14 protein-coding genes are annotated in these 14778 nt (G+C 65.0%); 7 read left to right on the forward strand and 7 right to left on the reverse strand.

What is annotated here, in order from left to right:
• The first annotated feature begins 36 nt into the window (after positions 1-36).
• Complete coding sequence (locus tag Q0319_RS14995; RefSeq protein WP_296465090.1) at positions 37-927, forward strand: LysR substrate-binding domain-containing protein; 891 nt, start codon at positions 37-39, stop codon at positions 925-927.
• Here Q0319_RS14995 and otnI read toward each other — a convergent pair.
• The 7 genes from otnI to Q0319_RS15030 form a co-directional block, all read right to left on the reverse strand.
• Positions 893-1723: a 2-oxo-tetronate isomerase gene (gene otnI, locus Q0319_RS15000; RefSeq protein ID WP_296465094.1), complete on the reverse strand. Its 831-nt coding sequence runs from the start codon at positions 1721-1723 to the stop codon at positions 893-895. The two genes, Q0319_RS14995 and otnI, sit on opposite strands and share 35 nt — an antisense overlap.
• 13 nt (positions 1724-1736) lie before the next feature.
• Positions 1737-2672 carry a 2-hydroxyacid dehydrogenase gene (locus Q0319_RS15005; RefSeq protein WP_299453937.1) on the reverse strand — a complete coding sequence of 312 codons (936 nt, stop codon included), beginning with the start codon at positions 2670-2672 and terminating at the stop codon, positions 1737-1739.
• A 62-nt stretch (positions 2673-2734) separates the two neighbouring features.
• Positions 2735-3547 carry a class II aldolase/adducin family protein gene (locus Q0319_RS15010; protein WP_296465100.1) on the reverse strand — a complete coding sequence of 271 codons (813 nt, stop codon included), beginning with the start codon at positions 3545-3547 and terminating at the stop codon, positions 2735-2737.
• Positions 3548-3565: 18 nt separating this feature from the next.
• Positions 3566-4570 carry a tripartite tricarboxylate transporter substrate binding protein gene (locus tag Q0319_RS15015; protein WP_299453941.1) on the reverse strand — a complete coding sequence of 335 codons (1005 nt, stop codon included), beginning with the start codon at positions 4568-4570 and terminating at the stop codon, positions 3566-3568.
• Positions 4571-4716: 146 nt separating this feature from the next.
• Positions 4717-5136, reverse strand: coding sequence for a PaaI family thioesterase (locus Q0319_RS15020; protein WP_296465106.1), 420 nt, complete (start codon positions 5134-5136; stop codon positions 4717-4719).
• 33 nt (positions 5137-5169) lie between these two features.
• Positions 5170-6690, reverse strand: coding sequence for a class I adenylate-forming enzyme family protein (locus tag Q0319_RS15025; protein ID WP_296465109.1), 1521 nt, complete (start codon positions 6688-6690; stop codon positions 5170-5172).
• A complete protein-coding gene (locus tag Q0319_RS15030; RefSeq protein WP_299453946.1) occupies positions 6687-7682 on the reverse strand; it encodes a zinc-binding dehydrogenase in 996 nt (331 codons plus the stop codon). Before Q0319_RS15030 ends, Q0319_RS15025 begins: the two co-directional genes overlap by 4 nt.
• Before the next feature lie 373 nt (positions 7683-8055).
• On the opposite strand from Q0319_RS15030, the gene Q0319_RS15035 reads away from it, so the two are divergent.
• The 6 genes from Q0319_RS15035 to Q0319_RS15060 are packed head-to-tail and all read left to right on the forward strand — an operon-like array spanning position 8056 to position 14737.
• Positions 8056-8598, forward strand: a complete 543-nt coding sequence (locus Q0319_RS15035) for a thiamine pyrophosphate-binding protein (protein ID WP_296465115.1) — start codon at positions 8056-8058, stop codon at positions 8596-8598.
• 10 nt (positions 8599-8608) lie between these two features.
• Positions 8609-9223 carry a thiamine pyrophosphate-dependent enzyme gene (locus Q0319_RS15040; RefSeq protein WP_296465118.1) on the forward strand — a complete coding sequence of 205 codons (615 nt, stop codon included), beginning with the start codon at positions 8609-8611 and terminating at the stop codon, positions 9221-9223.
• A gap of 13 nt (positions 9224-9236) precedes the next feature.
• Positions 9237-10649, forward strand: coding sequence for an aldehyde dehydrogenase family protein (locus Q0319_RS15045; RefSeq protein WP_296465121.1), 1413 nt, complete (start codon positions 9237-9239; stop codon positions 10647-10649).
• A gap of 45 nt (positions 10650-10694) precedes the next feature.
• Positions 10695-12809: a hydantoinase/oxoprolinase family protein gene (locus Q0319_RS15050; RefSeq protein WP_296465124.1), complete on the forward strand. Its 2115-nt coding sequence runs from the start codon at positions 10695-10697 to the stop codon at positions 12807-12809.
• Entirely contained in the window at positions 12806-14383 is a 1578-nt protein-coding gene (locus Q0319_RS15055; RefSeq protein ID WP_299453952.1) for a hydantoinase B/oxoprolinase family protein, read from the forward strand. Before Q0319_RS15050 ends, Q0319_RS15055 begins: the two co-directional genes overlap by 4 nt.
• 3 nt (positions 14384-14386) lie before the next feature.
• Positions 14387-14737, forward strand: coding sequence for a RidA family protein (locus Q0319_RS15060; RefSeq protein WP_296465128.1), 351 nt, complete (start codon positions 14387-14389; stop codon positions 14735-14737).
• Positions 14738-14778 lie beyond the last annotated feature (41 nt).

Below are 14778 nucleotides of genomic sequence, written 5' to 3' on the forward strand. Positions count from 1 at the left end.
GGAAGCCCCGGCCCGCGCCATACAGGGGCGTGCGCCGTGGACCTGAAGCAACTCGAATATTTCGTGCGGGTGGCTGAACTGGGCGGATTCACCCGGGCATCCATCGCCCTTCACATCGCCCAGCCGGCACTGAGCCGGCAGGTGCGCCAACTCGAGATCGAGTTGGGCCAGAGCCTGCTGACTCGCAATGGGCGCGGGGTGGTGCCTACCGAGGCCGGAAAAGTCTTGCTCGAACATGGGCGCGGCATTTTGCACCAGGTGGCGCGCACGCGCGAGGAGCTGGGCCGCGTGCGGGGGGCGCTGGCCGGCCGGGTTGCGATAGGCTTGCCGCCACGCTTTGCCAAGATGCTGACCGTGCCGCTGACCCGCACCGTCAGGGAGCGCTTCCCGGAAGTGGCCCTCTCCATTTCGGAGAACTTGTCGACGAGCCTGCAGGAGTCGCTCGTGAGCGGGCGACTGGACATCGCGTTGCTCTACAACCCCGTGCCTTCTCCAGACGTCGACAGCGTCGTGCTGCTGGAAGAAGATTTCTTCCTGGTCACCCGGCGCGGCGGCTTCGCGCGCAAGTCCATCAGCCTGCGCGAGCTGGCGGACGAGCCGCTCATCCTGCCGACCCGTCCGAATACGATACGCATGTTGGTCGAGGCCGAGCTCGCGAACATTGGCAGGCATCCCAAGATCGCGATGGAAGTCGATGGTGTCGCGGCCATGCTAGACGTCGTCGCGGAAGGGGTCGGAGCCGCCGTGCTGTCGGTCAATGCGGTCCGCACTTCCGGCCGGGCGCGCGCGTTCCAGGCCGTTCCGATCGTCAAGCCGCGGTTGCGCACCAAGCTCGCGCTGGCCGTGAGTGCCCAGCGTCCCGCGACGCGCACGCAGCAAGCCCTGCAGGAGCTCATCGTCGAGCTTGTGCGCGGGTTGAAAGTGTAGGCCCGCCGGCGCGTCGCAGCCACTCCAGGCCGGCGGAGGTACCGCCCGGTTCGTTTCCCCGCTTGGGGTGGTATTCGCAGCCTATCCACCCCGCATAGCCCAGGGCGTCGATCAACTCGAAGAGGTAAGGGAAATTCACTTCACCCGAGTCGGGTTCGTGGCGATCGGGCACGCCGGCGATCTGCAGGTGCCCGACTGCCCCCGTCGGCAGGTAGCGCCGCAAGCGGGCCGAGAGGTCGCCCTCCACGATCTGGCAATGATAAAGGTCCATCTGCACTGCAACGTGCGGCGAGCCGACCTCGCGCACTAGGGTGTGCGCGTCTTCCTGGTGCGTCAGGAAAAAGCCGGGCACATCGCGGGGATTGATGGGCTCGATCAAGACGCGCCGCCCGCAGCGGCCGGCTTGCTCGGCCGCCCACGCCAGATTCTCCAGGTAGGTGGTGCGCAAGGCGCTGCGATCGGCGCCCCGCGGCGCGATGCCGGACATGACGTGCAGGCATTCGCAGTCGAGCGCGAGGGCGTAATCGAGCGCCAATAGAAAGGCCTCCCGGAATTCACGCTCGCGTCCGGGCAGGCAGGCGATGCCACGCTCCGCCGGGTCGCGCCGGGGCGTGGCGTTGAAGAATACGAGGCTCAGGCCGTTGTCCTTGAGGCGCGCCGCCAGCTCTGCAGGCCGGTAGTCGTAGGGGAAGAAGAACTCGACCGCTTCGAACCCGTCGCGGGCCGCACAGGCAAACCGGTCGAGGAAGGACCGGTCCGGATAGAGCATTGCCAGATTGGCGGCAAAGCGCGGCATGGTGTCCGTTGCCTCAAATCGGCGTCAGTACCTGGCCCGTGCGGAAAAAGGCGTCGAGGTTGTCGCATACCAGCGCTTCCATGTCGGCGCGGGTCTCGCGGGTGAAGCCGGCGATGTGGGACTGGACGACCACGTTGTCCATTGCGAGCATCGCTTCGGGCACGTTGGGTTCGTTCTCGAACACGTCGAGCCCTGCACCGCCCAGGCGTCCTTCCTGAAGCGCACGCACCAGCGCTGCCTCGTCCACCACGCTGCCGCGTGCGATATTGACGAGAATCCCCTGGGGGCCGAGCGCATCCAGCACTTCGGCATTGACGAGATGCCGCGTCTCGGGGCCGCCGGGGCACGCGACGACGAGGAAGTCCGCCCATTTTGCCAGTTCGACGAGCGAGGTCTCGTGCTGCTCGGCATAGCCTGCCACGGGGCGGCGCGTGTGGTAGCGCACGGGCATGTCGAAACCCGCGGCGCGGCGTGCCACGGCTTGGCCAATGCCACCGAAACCCAGCAAGCCCATGTTCTTGCCATAGACGCGGGTCATCAAGGGGCGTTGTCCGGTCTTCCAGCCTCCCGCCCGGACGAAGCGGTCCGTGGCGGAAATCCCGCGTGCCACGTCGATCGCAAGCCCCATCGCGAGGTCGGCCACGCAGCCGTCCAGCACCTTGGGGGTATTGCTGATCTGCATGCCGCGGCGCTTGGCGGCGGCGACGTCGATCTTGTCGTAACCCACCCCGAAGTTGACGATGGCCTTGGCGTTGGGCAGGCGCTCGATCAGTGCAGCATCGCACGCGTCGCGCACATGGATGGCCACGGCCTCGAACTCCGCCCCGTGCGCGGCGAGAAATGCGTCTTTGTCCGGTTGTTTCCACAAGGGCGCGACGTCATAATCGCGCGCCAGGCGGGCGTCGACCGGTCCAGTAATGGGGCCAATCTGCAGTACGCGGTGTTTCATCGTGGCTGTCCTTCTTCTTGGATGGGAATGCAAGGCGCGAAGCTCATCATGTCGATGTCAGCCTAATCACGATAGCTCATGTCGCGTCGATCCAGCATCCGCAGAAGCGCGGGCCACTCGCGCTCGCCGTGAGGCGGGTGGGTGCCGTCCGGGTTGGGCGTGGGCGCGAGCCGCAATTGCTGGTACGCCTTGTCCACTACTTCCGGCGCGGGCATGTGCAGCGGGCTGCCGGCCGACATCGTCAGCAGCTGGGTTTGGCAGGCACGCTCCAGGCGCTGCATGTTCACGAAAGCTTCCGCGACGGTGCGTCCCACCGACAGCAGGCCGTGGTTGCGCAGGATCATCACGTCCTTGTCGCCCAGGTCGCGGGCGAGGCGCTCGCGTTCGTCGACGTCCACCGCCACCCCTTCGAAATCGTGATACGCCACCGCAGAGGCGAACCGCATTGCCGTCTGGTTCAAGGGAAGCAGCCCGCATTCCAATGCCGAAATGGCCATGCCGGCCGGCGTATGGGTGTGCAGTACGCACCCGACGTCGGGGCGGGCGGCGTGGATCGCGCTGTGGATGACGAAGCCGGGCAGGTTGATGGTGTATTCGGTGTTCGGGTTGTAGATCACGTTGCCGTCGAGGTCTACCTTGATCAGGGAGGACGCTGTGATCTCCTCGTACATCATGCCGAACGGGTTGATCAGAAAGTGCTCTTCATCCCCGGGCACACGCGCCGAGATGTGGTTGAGGATCATGTCGCTCATGCCGAACAGGTCGACCAGGCGGTAGCACGCCGCGAGATCGATGCGGACCTGCCGCTCGGCCTCGGAGATGGACGGATGGAAAGCGGTTTGCGTGCGGACGGGGAGTCGTTGAGTCGTGCTCATGAGTGTTCCGGTGCGGTCTCATTGTTTCTCGATGCCGGCTTCTTCGATGACGACCCGCCATTTGGCGGCGTCCTTGATGAAGACCTCCTTGAGTTCCTCCGGCGTGCTGCCCTTGGGTTCGATGCCCAGGCCGTTGAAGCGCTCGCGAATGTCGGGCGACCGGAGCGCCTTGGCGATCTCCTGGTTGAGCCGGGTAACGACCGCTGCAGGCGTATTGGCCGGGGCCACGATGCCATTCCAGGATTCGGAAACGTATTTGGCCAGGGCCGGGATGCCGCTCTCGGCGATGGTCGGCACGTCGGGCAAGAAGCCGATCCGCGTCGGCGCCGTGGTCGCGATGGCCCGCAGGGATCCGCCGCGGACCTGGCCCAGCGCGCCGGTCGTGGTTTCCATCGCGACTTGTATGTTGCGGCCACGCAGGGCGCCGATCACGTCGCCGGTGGACTTGAATGGGACGATGGGCACTTCGAGCCCGGCCATGGTCGCGAACAGCCGTGCCGATAGATGCTGGGCGCTCCCCACGCTGATTGTCCCGATGTTGAAGTGGGCCGGATCCCGGCGCGCGGCGGCGACCACGTCCTGCACCGACTTGAGGGGGCTGTCTTTGTCGGCGACGAGCAGGAAGTGGAAGGTCCCGATGGTGGAGATCATCGAGAAGTCCTTGACCGGATCGTAGGGCAGGGACTTGAAGAGATAGGGGCTAAAGGCGTTCTGTCCGCTGACCAGCAGCAGCGTGTAGCCGTCTGGCGCGGCGCGGGCGACCATGGACGCAGCCGTGATGCCGCCGGCTCCCGGGGCGTTCTCGACGACCACGCTCTGGCCCAGGGACTCCGACATTTTCTGGCCCAGTGCCCGGACGACCGTGTCGCCGAGCCCGCCGGGGGCGAAACCGACGACGATCTTGATGGGCTTGCTGGGAAAGCCCTGCTGCGCCCAGGCGGAAGACGAGCCGGCGAGCGTGAACGCGGCGAACAGCAGGGCGAGGCGTGGCCCGCGGCGCGAGCGACGGGGTTGTCGGTCCATTCGTGTCTCCTGGTTGTTTGGCCCGAGGGGGCTATGTGCGGTGTCGTCCCGTTTGCGCGGATTGTGCAGCCGCGGGCCTGGGCGCGATACGGCTTTTCCAGGAGATCTGTTATGCCGATTTGATATGGGAGGGCAGTATCCCGGTTCTACGGCGCCGGCTTTTTCTCCGGCATGGGCGCGGTGATATAGGTGCCCCGGCCGCTGGCGATGAGGGTGCCGTCCTGCAGGACCTCGGCTTCGCAGGTGGAAACTTGGCGGCCGAAGCGGACGATCCGTCCTTTGGCGACGAGGTCGCCTGCCTTGGCCAGCCGGTGGTAGTCCACGCGCAGGTCTATGGTCGGCACCCCGTGGCCGATGCGTTGCACGAGCGCATAGTCGGCCGCAAAGTCGATCAGGGCGGCGAGGATGCCGCCGTGTGTCTGCATCAGGCGCGTACTGGCGATCCATTCCTCTCGCCATTTGGCGCGCACTTCAATGCTGTTCTCGTCCAGCGCGAGGACTTCCAGGCCCAGCCAGTTCAGGTACGGGCTGCGCGCGATGAGATCCTGCAGTTCGGTTATGGTCATGCGCACCTCGATGCAAGGGGGAATTCGGCGTGGTCAGGCATCTACTTTCTTGGTTTGCTCGGCCAATTCCCGGGCGCGGGTTTCGAGCGCCTTGCGATCGATCTTGCCCACGCCGTTCAAGGGCAGGGCGTCGACGAAGATCACGCGGCGGGGATGCTGGTAGGGCGGGGCATTCTCCAGGGCGTAGGCTTTGACGTCTTCTGCGGTGAGCGAGGATCCGGCGCGCTTGACGATGAAGGCGTACGGGATCCTGTGCTTGATTTCGTCCGGCACCGGCACCACGATGGCTTGGTCGATGTCCGGATGGCGTTCGAGCATGAGCTCCACTTCACCCGGATAGATGTTGTGGCCGCTCGATACGAACATGTCATCGGCCCGGCCCACGAAGTAATACCAACCTTCCGCATCGCGCCTTAGGACGTCGCCCGTGTCGAACCAGCCGTCCTTCATCCGGCGGGCCATTTCTTCCGGATTGTTGTAGTAGCCGTTCATCATGCCCGGGCCTTTGACGTAGAGCGTACCGAAGTTTCCGTCGCCGCCTACCAGCCGGAAACTGTTGCCGGCGACCGGCCAGCCCACCGAGTGCCGCGGGCGCGGCTTGCCTTCGGGATGCGGGCCGAACAGGGCGGCGCTGGTTTCGGTGGTGCCGAAGATGGTGATGATTTCCGCCCGTGGAAAGACGCGTGCCACTTCGTCGATGAGCACATCCGAGGCGGGGGCGCCGCCCATCGTGGCCAGGCGTACGAAGTCATAGTCCTGCCCCTGGAGCAGGTCGCGCTGCTGCAGGATCATCGCGAAAATGGTCGGAACGCCTGAGAGCACGGTCACGCGATGGCGGGTGATGGCCTCGATGTAGCGGCGTGCGTCGAACTTGCGCATCAATATCACGGTCGATCCGCCCACCAGCACGCATTTGATGGAGTTCATCGCGTGCTTGTGGTAGAGCGGCGCCGCGACGATCATGCGGTCGGTCGGGCAGAATCCGCGGTCGCGCGAGATGGTCTCGGCCACCCAGGAGTGCGCGCGATGAGAGAGCAGTACCCCTTTCGGTCTTCCCGTCGAGCCTGACGTGTAGGGCTGGAATGCCACGTCGTCGTAGCCCGGCACGTAGGGGTCGAAGGGCCCTGGGTCTTTGAACGATTCGTACGTGCGCCGGTCGTTTTCGTCTATGTCGATGTGTGGCACGTCGGCGGGCAGGTTGCCCTTGAGCGCCCCGTCGCAAAAAACGAGGCGCAATTGCGCGTCGCGCACCACCCATTCGACCGTGGCCTTGGGCTGCAGAATCCCGATGGGAACGGGGATGATGCCGGCCCGCATCGCGCCGAAGAAGATCTCCAGGAATTCGACCCGGTTCGAGCACAGGATGCCCATGCGCTCGCCGGGATGCAGGCCGTAGCGCAGCAAGCCGCGCGCCACGGCGTCGCACGAAGCGTGAAAGGTTGGATAGTCGATTTCGCGCGGGTGATCCGGATCCCACAGGTCGATGACCGCGGGGCGCGCTTCGTTCCGGAATTCGGTGCCGATGCAGCCGAGGTTCTTGATGGGAGCGTTCATGGGTTGACGATCACCTTTCCGAAGATGCGACGGTTCTCGAGCAGCCCGACTCCTTCGGCCGCGCGTTCGAGGGGCAGGACGGTTTCGATGACGGGTGCGATGCGGCGCGCCGCCACATGGTCCAGGCAAGCTTCGATATCGCTCGGGAGGTAGGCGCGCGAGCCGATGATCTCGATCTCGCGATGCCAGACGTAGCGGACGTCGATGGGACAGATATGGCCCGCCGTGGAGCCGCAGGTCAGGATCCGGCCGTTGACGGCCATGCAGCGCTGCGTGGGAATCCATGTGTCGCCGCCCGTGAAATTGACGGCGACGTTCACCCCTTTCTTGCCCGTGGCGGCCCAGACGAGCTTGGAGAAGTCCGGATGCTCGGCGTAATTGACGATATGGTCGGCACCGAGTTCGCGCAGCTTGCGGCCTTTCTCTTCGCTGCTGGTGCAGGCGATGACTTCCGCACCTGCCATTTTTGCGAACTGCACGCAGGAGACGCCGACGCCGCCGCTCGCGCCGAGGACGAGCACTTTTTCTCCCTCCTGGATGCGGCCGCGGGTGAACAGCATGCGATGCGACGTGCCGTAGGCGATGGGTAGTGCCGCCGCTTCATTGAAGTCGACGCCGTCCGGAATGGCAATCAACTGGCGTTGGTCGACCGCGATGTACTCGCAGAGTCCGCCGTTGCCGTGCTCGCCGAGCACGCCGCCTTCGGGAAAGCGCGGAAAGAGGACGACGCGCTTGCCGATCCAGTGCTTGGGCACGCCCTCGCCCACGTCCGTGACGATGCCCGCGACGTCGCCGCCGGGAATACGGGGCATGGTGGTGGGCAGGTCCGGCATGCCATGAAGCACGAATACGTCCATGTAGTTCAGTCCGCAGGCCTTGACTTGCACCAGCGCCTGGCCAGCAGCCGGCTGCGGCACGGGCCATTGCTCCAGCTTCAGTTGGTCCAGGCCTCCGTGCTCGCGCAGCGCGATCACTCTCATCGTCGTGGTCATAGATCCCTTGCCTAGTGAGTCAGCCGCCAAGATGCGCGCCGAGTGCGCGCAAGCGGTCGCGGTATGTACCCGTGCTATGCCCGATTGGCGGGCGGCGAAGGAATCGTAAGAGCCAAATTTGATCAATACAAATTAGTAGTTTTGGTGGATTGATCGTCCGACTCGATAGATGCGCGAGGGGATCGTGGAGTAAAGACTGCGGCCTTCATCTATCGTCAAAAACGAAGAATGGACAAAAACGAATTGTTTGTGTTGATGAAAACGCGATCTTAGGATGCCCCCTGCCTGGCCAAGCTTTGCACGGCCGGGGCGGTGATTGCCCGTGCCTCGCCGCACGCGGCACCTCGTTCATCGAATCAGACAGGGAGTATCCATGCCGGCCGACTCATCCGCCGAAACCTGGTACGAGATCGTGGTGAGAGCGCTCAAGGCCAATGAGGTCAAGCTCGTGACCTATGTTCCGGACAACGTCCTCGCGCCCCTGATCCGACTGGTCCACGACGATCCGTTTTTCACCGTGATCTGTCCCGCCCGGGAAGAAGAGGCCGTGGGCATCGCGGCGGGCGCCTACATGGCGGGGATGCGCGGCATCGTGCTGATGCAGACCAGCGGATTCGCGACCTTGCCGAATGTGCTGGCCTCGCTGCTGAGCCCCTATCGCATCCCCGTGCCCATGATGATTTCCGAGCGAGGTGCGGTGGGCGATTTCCAGCTCGGGCAGGCCATGGTGTGCCGCACCATGCGTCCCGTGCTCACCGCACTCGGCATTCCCCATTTCGCCATCGAACGCCACGAGGACGTCGAGTTCGTCGTGGACAAGATGATTAGCCAGGCGTACGCCACGCAGGAGCCGGCTGCCCTGATCTTGTCGCCGTTGCTGACCAAGCGGCCGCCTGTGTCCGCCATCGCGCGTTGAAGGAGCGCTCATGTCGAACAGCGAACGAAAACCGATTTCCCGCTCGGACGCCAAAGTCATGAACCGGTCGGACCTCACCCGCCGCCTGGTGGCGCGGCTCGAGCGCGAGGAAGCCGTCATCGGCGGCATCGGCAACAGCAATTTCGATCTCTGGGCGAGCGGCCAACGCTCACTGAATTTCTACATGTTGGGGAGCATGGGGCTGGCGATGCCCATCGCATTGGGCGTGGCGCTGGCGCAGCCGGATCGCCGCGTCTTTGCGTTGGAAGGCGACGGCTCGCTGCTGATGCAGCTGGGAGCGTTCGGCACCGTGGCATCGGTCGCGCCGCGCAATCTGGCCGTCGTGATCTGGGACAACGGCATGTACCAAATCACCGGTTCGCAGAAAACGTTGACGTCTTCCACCGTGGACCTGGTCGGCATGGCGATCGCCGCAGGCGTGAAACAGAGTGCATGGGCGGCGGACGAGGCGCATTTCGAAGCGCTGGTCGACCGGGCGCTCGGCGCCGACGGTCCATGGGTAATCGGCGTGCGGATTGATGGCGAGAAGCCGGCCGGGGTCACTGATCGCGATCCCGCCAAGATACGCCTGCGCTTCATGCAGGGTTTGGGCGTGACGTCCTGAAGGAGAGCAGATCGTGTCCAGACTATTGATCGATGGTCGTTGGGTGGACGGCGAATCGACCGACCAGCTCACCGACAAATATGCAGGCCGGGTCTACGGCCAGATGGCAGTGGCGTCTAGCGCCCAGGTGGACGAAGCCGTTGGGGCCGCACAGCGCGCGGCGCACCGCATCCGGATGGAACCCTACGCGCGCTACCAGGCTTTGACAGGCGCGGCGCGCATCATAGAGAGCCGCATGCGCCAGCTCGTCGACCTCCTGCGGGATGAAGCGGGCTTCACGCGGGCGGACAGTGAAAACGAAGTACGCCGCTGTGCCCAGACGCTGGAATTGTCGGGTGAAGAAGCCAAGCGCCTGACCGGCGAAATGGTGCCCATGGAAGCCGGCCGGGGAGTCAAGGACAGGCTGGGCTTCACGGTGCGCGTCCCGTTGGGCGTCATTTGCGCCATCACGCCGTTCAACTCCCCGCTCAATACCCTGGCCCACAAAGTCGGGCCTGCCCTTGCTGGCGGAAATGCGGTGCTCATCAAGCCGTCGGCTTATACCCCGCTCTCGGCGGTGGAGCTGTGCAAGGCGCTGATCGACGCCGGCGTGCCAGCGGAGTTGCTGACGTTGTTGCATGGTCCGGGCGCTTCGCTGGGGCGGCAGCTCTTGGCTGACCAGCGCATCGCCTACTACGCCTTTACCGGCAGCACGCAGGTCGGGCGCGAGATCCAGCAGGCCGCGGGGCTGCGCGGAACGCAGCTCGAACTCGGCAGCATCGCCAGCACGATTGTCTGCCACGATGCCGACATCGACATGGCCATTCCCAAGATCCTCAACGCGGGCTTTCGCAAGGCTGGCCAGGTCTGCACGTCGGTACAGCGCCTGTATGTGGACCGGCGCATCGTGCCAGCCTTCGTGCCGAAGCTGGTCAAGGCGGTGCAGGCAACGCCCGTCGGGGATCCCGGAGATCCCCGCACCGTCATCGGGCCGATGATCAGCGAACACCATGCACGCCGGGCGGAGTCGTGGGTGCAGGAAGCGATCGCCCAGGGCGCCCGGCTGCTGACCGGCGGCACGCGCCGCGGCTGCGTGCTCGAGCCAACGATCCTCTCGGGCGTGCGCAACGACATGCGCGTCGTGTGCGAAGAAATTTTTGCGCCCGTGCTTTCGATCATCGAATTCGACGACCTCGACGAAGCGATATCCGGCGCCAACGGCACCGATTTTGGCCTCTCGGCCGGGCTGTTCACCTCCAATTTGCACGCCGCGTTGCGCACCGCCCAGGCGCTGCGTTTCGGCGGCGTGCACATCAACGAGGCTTCCAGCGCGCGGGTCGACGCCATGCCTTTCGGAGGCGTCAAGGCGAGCGGGCACGGCCGGGAAGGGCCCGCCTACGCCATCCGGGAAATGACGGAAGAGCGACTGATCACCATTGCGTACTGACCGGTAGAGCACCGGTCCCGTTTCACACTGAATGGAATAGAGAGCGTGAACACATCTGCTGCAGGCTCCAGTACTTTGCGCGTCGCCGTGGATATCGGCGGGACCTTCACCGACGGTGTGGCGACTTTGCATCCCCAAGGCCGGATATGGGTCGGAAAAACCCCGACCACGCCTTCGGACCCCGGCGAAGCCGTGTCTACCGTCATTGGCGACCTGCTGCGGCAAGTTGCCGAATCCATGGGAGACGCGGCGCCGCCGCTGGGCGAGGTGCTGCACGGCACGACCTTGGTCACCAATACGCTGATCGAGCGCAAAGGCGCGCCGACCGGCTTGATTACGACGGTCGGCATGCGCGACGCGCTCGATATCGGGCGCGAGTGGAGGTACGACCCCTACGACCTGGACATCGTATTGCCACAGCCGCTCGTGCCGGCCCCATGGCGGGTGGAGGTCAATGAACGCATAGGCGCGCACGGCGAGGTGCTCGAACCGCTCCAGGACGCAGACGTCGAGGCGGCGATCCAGGCGCTGGCCGATGCCGGGGTGACCTCGGTCGCGGTGTCGCTCTTGCATGCGTACATGGATGACCGCCATGAGCGGCGCATCGAAGCGGCGATCAAGGAGCGGCTGCCGAACATGGCGGTGTCCGTTTCTTCGTCGTTGGCCCGGGAGATAGGGGAGTTCGAGCGTACCTCTACGACCACCGCCAATGCGTACGTCAAGCCCATCGTGACCGATTACCTGCGCCAGCTCGAGGCTCGCATCGGAGACATACGGCGCGGCATTCCCCTGCGCGTGATGGTCTCGAGCGGCGGATTCACCTCGGCCCAGGCCGGCGCCGATTCACCCATCATGCTGCTCGAGTCGGGGCCGGCGGCGGGCGTGCTCTCCGCGCTCAACACGGCGCGGCAGAACGATGTGCGCCAGGTGCTCGCCTTTGACATGGGTGGCACGACGGCCAAGGCATGCGTGGCGGTAGATGGCGAAGCGCCCATCGCGCACAGCTTCGAATGCGCGCGCGTAGAGCGGTTCAAGCGCGGTTCCGGGTTGCCCATCTTGATTCCCAGCATCGAGTTGATCGAAATCGGGGCCGGCGGCGGCTCGATTGCGTACTGCAACAGGCTGGGGCTGCTCAACGTCGGTCCGGAGTCATCAGGTTCCGTGCCGGGCCCGGTGTGTTATGGCCGCGGCGGCAAGCGGCCGACCGTGACCGATGCGGACTTGATGCTGGGCTATCTGAATCCGGCCAACTTCCTCGGCGGGGAAATGCGCCTGGACATCGAGGCCACCCGGGCATGCATGGCCCGGCTCGGGGAGGAGCTGGGCATGTCGGCCGAGGCGGCGGCCTGGGGCATCTGCAACGTCGTGAACGAGAACATGGCCAGCGCCGCCCGCATCCATATTGCCGAGCGCGGATACGACCCGCGCGATCTTTCCATGGTCGCGACCGGCGGTGCCGGTCCGGTCCATGCGGTGGACGTGGCGCGCAAGCTCCGCATCCCGCGCGTATTGGTGCCCATCGCCGCAGGCGCCGGATCGTGCCTGGGCATGCTCGCCGCACCAGCGCGCGTTGATCGCGCCTGGTCCAACCCGCAGCTCTTGTCGGAGACGGATTGGAACCAGGTTGCCCGGGTCCTGAGCGAGCTGAAGCGGGAAGGCGAGGCAGAGCTGGCTTCGGTGGGCGCATGCGACGTTGAATGGCGCATCGGCGCGGAGATGCGGTACTACGGCCAGGGCGCAGAAGTACCCGTCTCCATTCCCTATGCAGATGTCGATGCCGGGACCGGCGCAGCGATCCTGGCTGCATTCGAAGCGCAATACCAGCGCTTGTATGGGAGGCTGGTTCCCAATGCCCGCCCGCAGGTCACGACCTGGCGCCTCGTCGGCAAGGCCCGCACGGAAGGTTGCCATTTTGAATGGGGCGACATGCGTGCCACCGGAGGCGCCAAGCCCGCGGGCTCGCGCTCGATCTATTTGCCGTTGCGCGGTGCGTACGGAGACGTGCCGGTGCACGACCGCTATTCGCTGCCGCCGGGAGCGCGCTTGCATGGCCCGCTGATCCTGGAAGAGCGCGAGTCCACCATCGTCGTGGCCGTCGACGCCGACGTGGAAATCCTCCCTGACCTGACCGTCTCCGTGACCATCAAGGAATTCGAATGATGGAAAAAAACTCTGCCTCATCACGTTCGGGCACCCGGCAAACGCAGTTCGACGCCGTCGAGCTCGAAATCCTCTGGAAGCGGTTGATCAGCGTCGTGGACGAGGCGGCAGCGGCATTCGTCCGCACGTGCTTTTCCACGCTGGTGCGGGACGGCAACGACTTCGCCATCGTCCTGACCGATGCGCAGGGGCGTTCGCTCGCTCAGTCAGCCATGAGCCTGCCCGGGTTCATCGGCTGCCTGCCCGCGACGGTGCGTCATTTCTTGGCCAAATATCCCCCCGAGACGATCAAACCGGGAGACGTCTTCATCACCAACGACCCGTGGAAGGGGTCGGGCCACGTGCACGACGTCACCACCGTGACGCCCATTTTCTTTGAAGGGAAGCTGGTCGCGTTCGGCGCCGTGGTATCGCATTTACCCGACATCGGCGGAAAGCTGCGCAGCAACAGCAGCCGCGAGATTTATGAGGAGGGCCTGCAAATCCCGCTGATGAAGCTGCTGGACGACGGCAAGCCGAACGAGGTGCTGATCGACATGATCACCCAGAACATCCGCGTGCCAGAGCAGGGCATGGGGGATATCTGGGCCCAGGTCGCAGCGTGCCGCATGATGGCCGACCGGTTGCGGGCACCGCTCGAGAAAGTCGATCTCGCGGCATTGGGCGCCGAGGTGCGCAGGCGTTCCGAGCAGGCCATGCGCGAGGCCATCCGCGCGCTTCCCGATGGCGTGTACACGTCCACGGTACAGCACGACGGCTTCGAGGAGCCCATCATCATCCGCTGCAAGCTGACGGTCGACGGCGACAGGATCGACATCGACTACACGGGCACCTCCCCGCAATTGCCGCGCGCGCTGAATGTCGTGCCCATTTATACCTTCGCCTATACCGTGTATGGCCTGAAGGCATTGCTGTGCCCGGACATTCCCAACAATGAGGGCAGCTTCCTTCCCATCACGACCAGCGCGCCGCCAGGGTCCCTGCTCAATCCTACCTATCCCGCCGCATCAGGGGGGCGCAGTGCCATCGGCCACCTGTTGCCGGGGGCCGTATTCAAGGCGCTCGCGAATGTGCTGCCGGAAAAAGTCTGGGCATCGGGCTCACCCAATTCCTCGATGACCATGTCGGGCGAGTACCGGGGCAAGCGTTATGCAGTCGTGAATTTCCTCAACGCCGGCCAGGGCGCGACCGCGCACAGGCCCGGCTTTTCGGCGCTCAGCTTTCCCGCGAATCTAGGCAATACGCCGGTCGAGATCATGGAGTCACTCGCTCCCATACGCGTGCTGCGCCGGGAGATCCGCCGCGGCAGCGGCGGAAAGGGGCGCCAGCCGGGAGGCTGCGGCATCAGCTTCGAATTCGAGCTGCTGCCCGATGCGCCCGATGCGACGGCGTCGTTCCTCATGACGCAGCTGAAGTCTCCCACGGAAGGGCTGGCCGGGGGCGGGTCCGGCCAGCCGGGACGCCTGCTCATCAATGGGAATGCCGTGGATCCTACAGAACCGCGCGTGCTGCGCGCGGGAGATCGAGTCTTGATGGAAACCGCAGGAGGCGGCGCCTATGGAGCGCCGGAATAGGAGATGAGCGAAATCGAGCGCATAGACCAGAACGCGCGCCGGAGCCGGGCGCTGATCCACAACGGGATCGTCTATCTCTCGGGACAGGTGCCTGACGACCGCACACAGGATGTCGCCGGACAGACCCGGCAGGTACTGGCCAAGATCGACGAGTTGCTGGCCCTGGCCGGCACCGACAAGAGCCGGATCCTGAGCGCGCAAATCTGGCTGAAAACCATGGACGACTTCGCCGCGATGAATGCGGTGTGGGATGCCTGGGTGACACCCGGGCAGGCCCCCACCCGTTGCTGCGGCAAGGTCGAACTGAACGACCCGGCATGCCGGGTCGAGATCGTGGTGGTGGCCGCTGTCTGACGTCCCTCGCACGTCGATGCATTTTTTCGGGGGCAGCACTC

It is taken from the genome of uncultured Pigmentiphaga sp., from assembly GCF_937950555.1.
Classification (GTDB): domain Bacteria; phylum Pseudomonadota; class Gammaproteobacteria; order Burkholderiales; family Burkholderiaceae_B; genus Pigmentiphaga.